Raw genomic sequence first — 12,253 nt, 5'->3', positions numbered from 1 at the left:
ACCGCCATGAACCTCGTACTGCAGGGTGTAGGCGATTGCAAAGCACGACTCGAACGCATCGCCGCGCTGACCGCATCGGCCAACCTGACCTGGCTGAGCGACACCGCGTTGCGCTGCGAAGGCATCGCCTTCTCGACGGCGCTGTGCCAGACCATCGAGGTCGCCGCCCAGGCGGCGCAACTGGACACCACCTACTCGATCGGCCTGCACAAGATGGCCGACTACAAGCTGCTGGCGATGGACATGGATTCGACGCTGATCACCATCGAGTGCATCGACGAAATCGCCGACATGCAGGGCCTGAAGCCGCAGGTATCCGAGATTACCGAGGCCGCGATGCGCGGCGAGCTGGATTTCGCCGCCAGCCTGCAACGCCGCGTGGCGCTGCTGGAAGGCCTGGAGGCGTCGGCGCTGGAGCGCGTGTACGACGAGCGCCTGCAACTGTCACTGGGCGCCGAGAACATGCTGAAGGCGGTGCAGGCGGCCGGCCTGAAAACGCTGCTGGTATCGGGCGGCTTTACCTTCTTCACCGAGCGCCTGAAAAAGCGCCTGGGCCTGGACTACACCAACGCCAATGAACTGGAAATCGTCGACGGCAAGCTGACTGGCAAAGTCCTGGGCGGCATCGTCGACGCGGAAGAGAAAAAACGCACGGTGGAACGCGTGTGCAAAGAACTGGGCATCGCGCCATCGCAGGCCATCGTCATGGGCGACGGCGCCAACGACCTGAAAATGATGAGCATCTCGGGCATGTCGGTGGCGTTCCGCGCCAAGCCGGTGGTGCGCGAGCAGGCCAACGTGGCGCTCAACTTCGTCGGCCTGGATGGCATCCTGCCACTGCTGACCTAATGCCGCTGCTTCTTGGCCGCCTTCAGCGCATACATCTGCGCATCGCCGGCGGCCAGTAGCTGATCGATCGCTTGCGGCGCGGCCGGATTGAACTCCACCACGCCGCACGAAAACTCCAGGTTATAGCCGCGCATGGCCCTGGCGTTGTAATCCGCCAGCAGCTGGCTAAACTTGTGCAACACTGTTTCAGCGTCGCTTTTGCGCGCGCCCGTCAGCAGCACCACAAACTCATCCCCACCCAGGCGCGCGAACAGGTCCGTGGCGCGGAAGCTGGCCTGCATCACCTCGGCAAACGCCGCCAGCGCAATATCCCCTTCCGCATGGCCAAACTGATCGTTGATCGGCTTGAAGCGATCCAGGTCGATAAAGGCCAGCGCCGCCGGTTGGCTGTTGCGCACGCAGAAACTCAAGCCGTATTGCGCCAGTTGCAGGAAGCCGCGGCGATTGGAGATACCGGTCAGGTCATCGGTGGTTGAGGTCTGGAAGGCTGACAACTCATCCTCCACCATCGCCGCCAGGTCGCGCAAGGCGGTGGCGTCTTCTTCATCGAAATCGCGCGGCGCGGTATCGATGATGCACAGCGTGCCAACCTTGTTGCCGTCGGGCGCACGCAAGGGACAACCGGCGTAGAAGCGGATATGCGGCGCACCAGCCACCAGCGGATTATCGGCGAAGCGCTGGTCTTGCAGCGCGTTCCGAATCAGGAAAATACCATCACCAAGGATGGCGTGGCCGCAGAAGGAGACATTGCGCGGCGTCTGGCAAGCGTCCAGTCCTTGCACGGATTTGAACCACTGCCGGTCCTCATCAACAATGCTGACCAGTGCGATCGGCACGCGAAACATGCGCTTGGCCATGCGCGTGACACGGTCAAAACGTTCCTCGGCCGGCGTATCCAGGACGTTGAGGGACTTCAACGTTGCCAGCCGAAGCGTTTCATTCAGGGGAATGCCGGGCTCTATCAAGGTAGTCTCCTATGCACATGGGCGTAGTCGTTTCATAATACTACCTTATCTTTTTGCCTCCGAGCGCGGCGATCAGGCCATCTGTCGCATCTTCAATATAGTCCAGCACCGTGTCGAACCCCCTGCCGCCGCCGTAATACGGATCGGGCACCACCTCGGAACCGCTACGGCTGGCGTGCGACATCATCAAGCCCAGCTTGTGCCGGTGCTGCGGCGGACAGGCGGCTTGCAGCAGCTTGAGGTTATCGTGGTCCATCGCCAGCAGGTGGTCGAAGTCTTCGAAGTCCTGCGCACTGACCTTGCGCGAGCGCTGGGCCGACAAGTCATAGCCACGCTTGGCCGCAAACTCCATCGAGCGCGCGTCCGGCGGCTCGCCAACGTGATAGCCATGCGTGCCGGCCGAGTCGATGTGAAACTGCTGCGCCAGCCCGGCGGCGGCCGCGCGATGGCGGAACACACCCTCCGCTGTCGGTGAGCGGCAGATATTGCCCATGCAGACAAACAGCACCGAAACAGGTTTAGCCCCCATCGTTGCGCGCCCCTAATATAATCAACATCATTGCATTCTATGCGAAAAGGATCGGAAATGCGTGTCAGTTGCGGCTGCAAGTTAAGCAAAGTTCATGATGCCATACAGGGCGCCGATGTGCCGCTGGCGCTGCTCTATCCCGCCGTAGGCGAGGAAAAGACCGAGCACTTCGGCCCTTACTCGCTGGAAGTCGCCAGCGATGCGCCGCCAGCCGATGGCGTGTACCCGCTGGTGGTGATTTCACACGGCCACTCCGGCACACCGTGGGCGTATCGCCAGCTGGCCAAGCATCTCGCGCTGGCGGGCTTCGTGGTCGCCCTGCCCGCCCACACCGGCAACACGCGGCTGGACAACACGCTAGCCGGCACCGCCGCCAATCTGGCCAACCGTCCGCGCCACATCACACTAAGCATCGACGCGGCGCTGGCCGATGCCGCACTGGCGCCGCATATCGCACGCAACGGCGTGGCCGTCATCGGCCACTCGATCGGCGGCTATACCGCGCTGGCGGCGGCCGGCGGCATCGCCTGGAGCGGGCCATATGAGCGCAAGGATTCCCACGCGCTGCCCGAGCAAGTGCCGACCAAGCCCGATCCGCGCATCAAATCACTGGTGCTACTGAATCCCGCCACGTTCTGGTTCATTGCCGGTTCGCTGCGGCCAGTCGACCTGCCTATCCTGCTGCGCACCGGCGAAAAGGACGAGACCACGCCAATCGAACACGCGCACAAGATCATCGAAGGCGTGGCACAGCCGGCGCTGGTCGAACACAAGGACATTCCTGGCGCCGGCCACTTCGCCTTCATGAGCAAATTCCCGCCGGAGATGACACGGCCGAATTTCAAGCCCTCGCAAGATCCGGAAGGCTTCGACCGCGAAACGATCCAGCCCGAATTCTTCGCCGACGTGACGGCGTTCCTGCACAGGACACTGTGCGCCACGCCAGCCGCCAGCTAGTTATACTGATACCAACAACCAAAGGAGAGATCATGTCCCAAGAGCTGATATTGGACGGCCGCCTGGAATCGGCCAAGACCACCGCGTGGTGGCTGTATGTGATTCATGCGGTGAGCTTTGTGTTTTCGCTGGGTGCCTTCTCCATCATCCCGCTTATCCTCAACTATCTGCAGCGGCCCGGCACGGATGGCACCTTCATTCATAGTCACCATACGTGGATGATCCGCTCGTTCTGGTGGTATGTGGTGTGGGTGGTGGTGGGCGCGGTGTTCTTCATGACCTTCATCGGCATCCCGATTGCATGGCTGATCTGGATCGGCGCCTGGCTGTGGAAGGCCTACCGCCTGATCATCGGCATTACACGCATCAACCGGAACGAACCGGCCCCAGTGTAAGCGCCTGGCGCAGGCCCGCGACAATCACCTCGTAGGCCTGCTGCCGGCTCTCCTCATCGCGCGCACGCAGCACAAACGACGGGTGGTAAACCGCCACCACCCAGCGGCCTTCATGCTCGAACGGCGCATCCATCACGGAACTCATCGTCGCGCTGCCGTCTTTCAGCACCGACTTCAAAGCCGTCGCTCCCAGCGCCACCACCACATCCGGCCGCACGCGCGCCAGTTCCTCTTCCAGCCACACATGGCATGCGCTGACCTCGCGCTGCGCCGGCGTCTTGTGCAGGCGGCGCTTGCCGCGCAGTTCCCATTTGAAGTGCTTGACCGCGTTGGTCAGGTAAACGTGATCACGCCTGACGCCAGCCTCGGCCAGCGCGCGATCCAGCACCGCGCCGGCCGGGCCGACGAATGGCAGTCCTTGCAGATCCTCCTGGTCACCCGGCTGCTCGCCGACCAGCATGATGCGTGCTTTCTTCGGGCCGACGCCGGGTACTGCCTGCGTGGCGTCGCGCCATAGTTCACAGCGGCGGCACTGGTCCAGCGTATCCGGCTGCTCGCGCTGCGGCTGCGCCCGTTCCGGCGTGACAGCGATGGTGGTCGCGCCGCTGCGCCGGCCCACGGTGCCGGTCTGGCCGGTGCGCCGTTCGCCGTTGGCGGCGCCGCTGATCATGGCCGGCACGATGGCGCCTTCCGGCAGGTTTTTCCAGAAGCGCGATGGAATATGGCTGCGCAGCAGATCGGCATTCAGGCGTGCGGGATTGAAGATGCTGCGGTAGTAGGTCAGCCACAGGGCTTCGCCGGCGTCGTCGATGTCGGCGGCGCTGCGCATGCGTGATGGCACGTCGTGCAGTTGGGCGCCGTCCCACAGCACAGTGGCTGCGGGGGTGGCGATCATCCACGTGGCGTTGCCCATGCGGCGGGCAAAATGTCGCGCCACTTGCGGCAGGACTTCGTGGGTCGGCTCGAACCACGCGACAAAACGCGGTGCGCCATCTTCTTCCTTGCGCTCGCGGAATCGTACATAGGCATGCATGTCGTGCTCCTCGCGGTGGACGGCCTTGACCATGGCATACAGGCGCGCGCCGTCCGGGTCCGCCGCCGACATCACATCGCGCTCGCCTAGCTGCCAACGCCAGACGACCTGGTACAGAAACGCCCAGCGATCAGTGGCGCTGAAACATGCGGCGCTGGCCAGCATCTCCATCAGTTCGCGCGGCAGGCGCAGCACCGACGCCTCGCGCCGCGCAACGCCAATGGCATCGCCGATAGCCTCGCCGTTGCCCGCAGCTGCTGGCTGTTCCGCTGACACTGACACTGACGCCGCACCCGCCGCACTCGTCGGCGCGGCCGCTGGCGCATCGGCTGCGGAGAACAGATCACCTTCCTCGTCGCTGGCTGCCCATTCCACATATTCGGGCTGGACGCGCCGTGCAATAAGCTCACGCGCTGCAGCGCGCCACTCGTCAAATGAACGCACCACCTTGCGCATCATGCCGCCTGCAACTCCGGCCACAAATTCATCTGCTGCGGCGCTTCAGTCATGGCCCGCCGCAAGTGCTCGGACGGACTGCCGTCGCGCGCCGGAAAATAGTCAGCGGTGATAACGAACGGCGAAATCTTCTTCATGCTGCACCTCAACCGCGACAAATCCGCATAGCGCACCTGCCGCAAGCGCCGCAACTCGACGATGCGCTGCGCATTGCGCAATCCTATCCCAGGCACACGCGCGATCATGTGCGGCTCCGCACGATTCAGGTCCAAAGGAAAATGCTCGCGATGTTGTAGCGCCCACGCCAGCTTGGGATCGATGTCCAGCGCCAGATTGCCGCCACTGTCCGGCAACAACTCCTGCGCCTGAAAGCCGTAGCCGCGCATCAGGAAATCCGCCTGATACAGGCGATGCTCACGCAGCATCGGCGGCGGCGCCAGCGGCACGCTCTTCGGGCTTTGCGGGATCGGGCTGAAGGCCGAGTAATACACGCGCTTCAGCTTATAGCTGCCGTACAGCGTCTGCGCGGTCGACAGGATCTGCTGGTCATCGCTGCTGTCGGCGCCAACGATCATCTGCGTGCTCTGCCCGGCCGGCGCAAAGCGCGGCGCTTTCGGCTCTTCCGCCTTTTCGTCCAGCTTGCGGCGGATCGAGCCCATGGCCAGCTTGATCGTGTGTACGCTCTTTTCCGGCGCCAGCTTTTGCACGCTATCCTGCGTCGGCAACTCGATATTGACGCTCAGGCGGTCCGCGTACCGTCCAGCCGCCGCGATCAGCGCCGGATCGGCATCCGGTATGGTCTTCAGGTGAATATAGCCGCGGAACTGATGCACCTCGCGCAGCTCGCGCGCCACTTGCACCAGCTGCTCCATCGTGTAGTCCGCCGACTGGATAATGCCCGAGCTGAGAAACAGCCCATCGATGTAATTGCGAAGGTAAAAATCCGTGGTCAGCTTGACCACCTCCGCGACAGAGAAGCGCGCCCGTGGCACATTGGACGTGCGCCGGTTGACGCAATACTGGCAATCGTACAAACAGTAATTGGTCAGCAAAACCTTCAGCAGCGAGACGCAGCGGCCATCCGGCGTGTAACTATGACAGATGCCCATGCCCGTAGTGGCACCAAAGCCGTCCTTGCCAATCGAGTTGCGCTTCGGCGCCCCGCTGCTGGCGCACGATGCATCATATTTGGCCGCATCGGCCAGGATTTCCAGCTTGTCCTTAATTTCCATCACACGCCCCAGTATACTGTATGCGCATACAGTATATCAGATTGTGTTCAGGACAGAATAGCTTTCAGTGCCTCGACAAGCTTGCCACACTCCTCGTCCGTACCAATCGAGATACGCAGGAACTGATCGATGCGCGCCGCCGTGAAGTGACGCACGAGGATGGCGCGTTCGCGCAACGCCTTCGCCAGCTGCGCACCGTCGTGCTGCGGATGGCGGGTGAAGATGAAGTTGGCGTGCGACGGCAGCACCTCAAAGCCCAGCGCCTGCATCTGCGCCGTCAGCCACGCACGGCTGGCGATGATGGCTTGCGAGGTCTGCTCGGTGTACGTCACATCGTCCAGCGCCGCCACCGCGCCGGCCTGCTGCACCTGGCCCAGCGGATAGCAATTGAAACTGTTCTTCACGCGCTCCAGGCCCGCGATCAGGTCCGCATGGCCGAGCGCGAAGCCGACACGCAGACCAGCCAGCGAGCGCGATTTTGAAAGCGTCTGAATCACCAGCAGATTATCGTAACGGTCCAGCAGCGCAGCGGCGCTTTGCGCGCCGAAATCCACATAGGCTTCATCGATCACCACCACCTGATCCGGATGTGCTTTCACCAGCGCTTCGATTTGGTCCAGCGTCAGCGCGATGCCGGTCGGCGCGTTCGGATTGGCGATGATGATGGCGCCACATGGCTGCTTATAGTCGTCGATATCGATCTCGAAGCGCTCATTTAGCGGCACCTGCACGCATTCGATGCCATACAGGCTGCAATAAGTCGGATAGAAGCTGTAGCTGATGTCGGGCGCCAGCAGCGGCAGATCGTGCTTCAGCAGGGCATGAAAAGTATGCGCCAGCACTTCGTCTGAGCTGTTGCCGACGAAGACCTGCGCGCGCTCCAGGCCAAAGCGGCGCGCCACTGCGGCCTTCAACGCCGCATTCGACGGATCGGAATACTTGCGCAGCCCATCGCCAGCCGCCTCGCGCATCGCGGCGATGGCCTTCGGCGAAGGGCCGTATGGATTTTCGTTGGTGTTCAGCTTCACCAGGCCAGGCATCTGCACCTGCTCACCCGGCGTGTACGGCGTCAGACCATGTACGACTTTACTCCAGAACTTGCTCATGCCATTTCCTCAAATGCCCGCTCGATATCGGCGATTAAATCCTGTACGTCTTCCAGTCCCACATTGAAGCGCACCAGTACGCCCTGGTCCGGCCAGTTCTTGCGCATATGCTGTATGCGGTACGGCATGACCAGGCTGTTAGCGCCGCCCCAGCTATAGCCGATCTTGAACAGCTTGAGCGCATCGACAAAGCGGTCCGTCTGTTCTTCGGTATAGCGTTCATCGAAAATCACCGAGAACAGGCCACCGGCGCCGGTGAAGTCGCGCTTCCAGACCTCATGGCCGGGACAATCGGCAAGGGCAGGATGCAGCACGCGCTTGATCTCCGGCCGCGATTGCAGCCACGCCGCCAGCTTGCGCGCCGCCGCGTCGTGCGCATCGAAACGCAGACGCATGGTCGGCAGGCCGCGCGACACCAGATAAGCGTCGTCCGCGCCAACACCGAGGCCGAGGCGCATGTGCGCCAGGCTGATACGGTCGTACAGCGCGCGGTCACGGGTGATGACAGCGCCCATCAGCACATCAGAGCCGCCCGATTGGTACTTGGTCAGCGCCTGCATGATGATGTCCGCGCCCAGGTCGAAGCCGCGCAAGGCCAGGCCGGCGGCCCAGGTGTTATCCAGCGCCACCAGCACGCCGCGTTCGTGTGCAGCCTTGCAGATGGCCGGCAGGTCCGGTACTTCCATCGACACCGAACCCGGTGCCTCAGTCCAGATCAGCTTCGTATTCGGCTGGATCAGGGCGGCGATGCCCTCGCCGACCAGTGGGTCGTAGTAGCGCGCAGTGATGCCGAAATCGGCCGACAGCCAACGTCCCAACTCGCGGTTCGGGTTGTAGACGTTATCCGGCAATAGCACATCGTCGCCGGATTTCAGCAGCGCAAAGTCGACCATGGCGATGGCGGCCAGGCCGCTCGGCGCCAGCAGACAATGCTTGCCGCCTTCAATTTCGGCCAGCCGCGCCTCCAGCGTGAACGTGGTCGGCGTTCCATGCAGCCCGTAGGTATAGGCGTTCTTCTCTTTCCAGTCACCCGAGCGCATGGCTGCCACGTTCTTGAACAGCACCGTGGAGGCGTGGTGGATCGCGCCCGGAAAAGCTTCGAATCCCTCCGGCGCCCTGTAATCCGTGTGGATCAGCGCCGTTTGCGGAGATTTTTGCACCGTCATGTCAGCGCATATTGCCGGTGTGGCCCAGCGATACGCGGCCCGGCTGCGGCCACACGGTCAGGCCATGCGGCTCCTGGCCGACCTTGACCTGCTTGACGTCGCCGTTGCTGGTGTCGATGCGGTACACCACATCGTCGAAGCGGCCGGACAGCCACAGATACTTGCCATCGGCGCTGACGTTGCCCATGTCCGGGCTGCCGCCGCCAGGGATAGGCCATTGCGCCACCACTTTTTCGGTGGCGAAGTCGATCACCGTCACGCGGCCCTTGCCCTTGCGCTTGCCGTGGATGTTGTGCGTGCCGCGATTGGCCACATACAGCTTGGTGCCGTCGCGGCTAGGATACAGGCCGTGCGCGCCCACGCCGGTCGGAATGAAGCCGACCTTGGTGAACGACGCCGCATCGATCACGTGGACGCCGTCCGCGTCCATGTCGGCGATGTAGTAGCGCTTGCCGTCCGGCGAAACACGGATATCCTGCGGCATGCCCTTCTTCTTGCTGCATACCTCGTTGGCCAGCAACTGGTCGATCGGATCTTTTTCCGAGAAGCGCGTGGTCGGCATCGACAGCTTCAGATAGCCTTCGACCTTGCGCGTCGCCAGGTTGATGCGCGCCACCGAACCGGCGAACTCGCAGGTGAACATGGCATAGCGGCCGTCCGGCGAGAAGTCGGCGTGGTTGATGCCGCCGCATTCAGGCACGTCGATGGCGTACTGCATCTGCATGGTCTTCGGATCGCGGAAGTCCAGGCGGTGCAAGGCTTCCGCCACCACGATGGCGGATTTGCCATCCGGCGAGAAGTACATATTGTAGGGATCATCCACCGCAACCTGCGTGCCTGGCTTGCCGGTGCGCGGATCGATTGGCGTCAGGCTGCCCTTGTTGGTGCGTTCGGCGTTATTCGCCACCCACAGCGCTTGCAGGTCATACGCTGGCACCACGTGCTGCGGGCCGACGCCGACCTTGAACTTGTCCACCACTTTCATCGTTTCCGGATCGATCACGTAGACATCGTTGGAACGCAGGTTCGGCACATACACACGCGGCAAATGGTCCTTGGTGGCCGGGCTCAAATGCGCGCTGCTGATGCCGGCGTAGACATTGACCGGGGCCGCAGCGGCAGCCGGCGCGGCGGCCTGCGCCGGCTGCATATTGGACACGGCCAGCAGGCTGCCGGCGCCAACCAGACCAACGGCGGCCAGCGCCGCATAGACGATGCGATGAGTTTTCATTTGGATGCTTTACTAGTGGTGGACGGCGCGCCATGCGCCGCAAAATCGGAAATCGCTGCAACCGAGGTGTCGACGATGCGCTGCACGCCCAGCTTGCCCAGGTCGGCGGTGGCGCGGCGGGCATCGCCACGCACGCCTTGCGCCACGGTCGGCGATGGGCCACGCGCCAGCGCTTCGCTGCGCACCAGGGATTTGTCAGTGGCCAGCATCAGCGCGGCGTCGGCCAGGCCGGCATGCAGGCCGATTTCGGCCTTGCTGTAGCCGCGCTTTTCAAGGTCGGCGATAAAAGGTGCTTGCGTCACGTCGTAGTACGCCAGCAGCGCCAGGGCGCGCGTCTTGCCATCCTTGGCCCAGGCTTTATTGAGGCGCTCGGCGACGCGGGTTTCGCTTTTCTGGTAGCCGCCATGGTCGCCGATCAGCACGATATGCCGGAAGCCGTGCTGGCGCAGGCTTTGCGCGGCGCCGAACAGCAGGTCTTCAAAGGTGGACTCGGGAATCGACAGCGTGCCGGCAAACTTCATGTGGCCAGCAGGCGGCGTGATGCTGCCTTCCGGGACATAAGCCACCACCGGCGCGACCACGGCGTTGCCCAGTTTTTGCGCGATGGTCCGCGCCAGCACGGTGGCGCGCACATTGTGCTTGCCCAGCGCGATATACGGGCCGCTTTGCTCGGTGCCGCCGATGGGGATGATGGCGGTGGTGGCGCCGGCGTCGATGCGGGCACGCAGTTCGGTGCTGGTCATTTCTTCCAGCATGACCGGCGCCTCGGCCGCAGCCACCGGACGCGCCAGCGCGCCTGCCAACAGACAAACCGCAAGGGCTACCGGGAGTTTCAAATCACGCATAAGCTTCAATCGTAAAAAAAGGCGGACCGCGTCAAACGCTGGCCCGCCTTTATTATAGTAGACGAAGCGGTTTAAAGTGCCTCTCCCCACATGTCATGAGCGTCGGATGTCGTAATTTTCACATCAACGAACTGGCCGACCACCAGTTTCTTGTGCGGCTCGAACGGCGGCTTGACGTACACCACGCCGTCGATTTCCGGCGCGTCGGCAGCCGAACGGCCTACGCCGCCGGTGCGATTGACCTCATCGATCAGCACGCGCATGGTCTTGCCGACCTTGGCTTTCAGGCGCGCTTTCGAGATTTCTTCCTGCAGCAGCATGACGCGGCCACGGCGCTCTTCGCGCACCTCTTCCGGCACCGGGTTGGCCAGATCGTTGGCGGTGGCGCCTTCCACCGGCGAGTAGGCGAAACAGCCCAGGCGGTCGATCTGCGCTTCCTTCAGGAAGTCCAGCAGATATTCGAATTCCGCCTCGGTCTCGCCAGGGAAGCCGGCGATGAAGGTGGAGCGGATGGTCAGGTCCGGATTCATCTTGCGCCATGCAAGGATGCGGTCCAGGTTCTTCTCGCCGCTGGCCGGTCGCTTCATGCGCTTCAACACGTCCGGATGCGCGTGCTGCATCGGGATGTCCAGGTAAGGCAGGATATGCTCGCCCATCAGCGGAATCACCTGGTCGACGTGCGGATACGGATAGACGTAGTGCGCGCGCACCCAGGCGCCATAGGACTTGGCCAGCTCGCCCAGCGCTTCCATCAGCTGTGTCATGTGGGTCTTGATCGGGCGGCCATTCCAGAAGCCGGTACGGAATTTGACGTCAACGCCGTAGGCCGAGGTATCCTGCGAAATCACCAGCAGTTCCTTGACGCCGGACTTGAACAGGTTTTCCGCTTCCAGCAGCAGCTCACCGATAGGACGCGACACCAGGTCGCCGCGCATCGACGGGATGATGCAGAACGAGCAGCGATGGTTGCAGCCTTCCGAAATCTTCAGGTAGGCGTAGTGCTTCGGCGTCAGCTTGATGCCCTGCGGCGGGATCAAATCGATGAATGGTTCGTGCGGTTTCGGCAGGTGCAAGTGGACCGAGTCCATCACCTCGCCCAGCGCGTGCGGGCCGGTCACGGCCAGCACTTTCGGGTGGATTTTGGTGATCAGGTCCGAACCGTCGGCATCCTTCTTGGCGCCAAGGCAGCCGGTCACAATCACTTTGCCGTTTTCGGCCAGCGCTTCGCCGATGGCGTCCAGCGATTCCTGCACGGCGGCGTCGATGAAGCCGCAGGTGTTGACGATCACGAGATCGGCGCCGTCATACGACTTGGCGGTCTCGTAACCTTCAGCGCGCAGCTGGGTGAGAATCTGTTCGGAGTCGACCAGCGCTTTAGGGCAGCCGAGCGAAACGAAGCCCACTTTCGGTGCTGGCGCGCCGGCGGCTGGCTTGGGAAGACGGGAGAGTGGTTGCGATTGCATGATGGTTGCTTCAAACGTCACAATAA

Annotated in this window: 12 protein-coding genes; 3 read left to right on the top strand and 9 right to left on the bottom strand. The window is 62.7% G+C overall.

The genetic code is table 11. The annotated features are described in order from the left end of the window. Positions 1 to 6 precede the first annotated feature (6 nt). The gene (gene serB / locus BLS51_RS17565) at positions 7 to 849 is read left to right on the top strand and encodes a phosphoserine phosphatase SerB (RefSeq protein WP_090185361.1); all 843 of its coding nucleotides are present in this window, start codon (positions 7 to 9) and stop codon (positions 847 to 849) included. Here the strand turns inward: serB and BLS51_RS17560 are convergent. Continuing rightward, positions 846 to 1,814, bottom strand: a complete 969-nt coding sequence (locus tag BLS51_RS17560; protein ID WP_090185358.1) for a sensor domain-containing diguanylate cyclase — start codon at positions 1,812 to 1,814, stop codon at positions 846 to 848. The genes serB and BLS51_RS17560 overlap by 4 nt on opposite strands. Before the next feature lie 40 nt (positions 1,815 to 1,854). Continuing rightward, a complete protein-coding gene (locus tag BLS51_RS17555) occupies positions 1,855 to 2,343 on the bottom strand; it encodes a low molecular weight protein-tyrosine-phosphatase (protein ID WP_090185354.1) in 489 nt (162 codons plus the stop codon). A 57-nt stretch (positions 2,344 to 2,400) separates the two neighbouring features. Here BLS51_RS17555 and BLS51_RS17550 point away from each other — a divergent pair, with 57 nt between their 5' ends. After that, positions 2,401 to 3,300: an alpha/beta hydrolase family protein gene (locus BLS51_RS17550; protein ID WP_090185350.1), complete on the top strand. Its 900-nt coding sequence runs from the start codon at positions 2,401 to 2,403 to the stop codon at positions 3,298 to 3,300. A 32-nt stretch (positions 3,301 to 3,332) separates the two neighbouring features. Next, positions 3,333 to 3,695 (top strand): DUF4870 family protein, encoded by a 363-nt coding sequence (locus BLS51_RS17545; protein ID WP_090185344.1) that lies wholly within the window; start codon positions 3,333 to 3,335, stop codon positions 3,693 to 3,695. Here BLS51_RS17545 and BLS51_RS17540 read toward each other — a convergent pair. The 7 genes from BLS51_RS17540 to rimO all read right to left on the bottom strand — a co-directional run bounded on the left by BLS51_RS17540 (position 3,667) and on the right by rimO (position 12,227). After that, positions 3,667 to 5,187 (bottom strand): UdgX family uracil-DNA binding protein, encoded by a 1,521-nt coding sequence (locus BLS51_RS17540; RefSeq protein WP_090185341.1) that lies wholly within the window; start codon positions 5,185 to 5,187, stop codon positions 3,667 to 3,669. The genes BLS51_RS17545 and BLS51_RS17540 overlap by 29 nt on opposite strands. After that, positions 5,184 to 6,416, bottom strand: coding sequence for a putative DNA modification/repair radical SAM protein (locus BLS51_RS17535; protein WP_090185337.1), 1,233 nt, complete (start codon positions 6,414 to 6,416; stop codon positions 5,184 to 5,186). Before BLS51_RS17535 ends, BLS51_RS17540 begins: the two co-directional genes overlap by 4 nt. Positions 6,417 to 6,463: 47 nt before the next feature. Beyond that, entirely contained in the window at positions 6,464 to 7,522 is a 1,059-nt protein-coding gene (gene hisC / locus BLS51_RS17530) for a histidinol-phosphate transaminase (protein ID WP_090185332.1), read from the bottom strand. Next, the gene (locus tag BLS51_RS17525) at positions 7,519 to 8,688 is read right to left on the bottom strand and encodes a cystathionine beta-lyase (RefSeq protein ID WP_090185329.1); all 1,170 of its coding nucleotides are present in this window, start codon (positions 8,686 to 8,688) and stop codon (positions 7,519 to 7,521) included. Before BLS51_RS17525 ends, hisC begins: the two co-directional genes overlap by 4 nt. A 1-nt stretch (position 8,689) precedes the next feature. Next, positions 8,690 to 9,919, bottom strand: a complete 1,230-nt coding sequence (locus tag BLS51_RS17520) for a YncE family protein (protein WP_229207627.1) — start codon at positions 9,917 to 9,919, stop codon at positions 8,690 to 8,692. Further along, positions 9,916 to 10,764, bottom strand: coding sequence for a creatininase family protein (locus tag BLS51_RS17515; protein WP_090185327.1), 849 nt, complete (start codon positions 10,762 to 10,764; stop codon positions 9,916 to 9,918). The genes BLS51_RS17520 and BLS51_RS17515 overlap by 4 nt, the downstream gene beginning before the upstream one ends. A gap of 71 nt (positions 10,765 to 10,835) precedes the next feature. Beyond that, the gene (rimO, locus tag BLS51_RS17510; RefSeq protein WP_090185322.1) at positions 10,836 to 12,227 is read right to left on the bottom strand and encodes a 30S ribosomal protein S12 methylthiotransferase RimO; all 1,392 of its coding nucleotides are present in this window, start codon (positions 12,225 to 12,227) and stop codon (positions 10,836 to 10,838) included. Positions 12,228 to 12,253 lie beyond the last annotated feature (26 nt).

This window comes from Duganella sp. OV510, assembly GCF_900100205.1.
In the GTDB taxonomy this organism is placed as follows: Bacteria; Pseudomonadota; Gammaproteobacteria; order Burkholderiales; family Burkholderiaceae_D; genus Rugamonas.
Note: the sequence above shows the minus strand (reverse complement) of the source record. Positions and strands in the feature narration are given on the sequence as shown.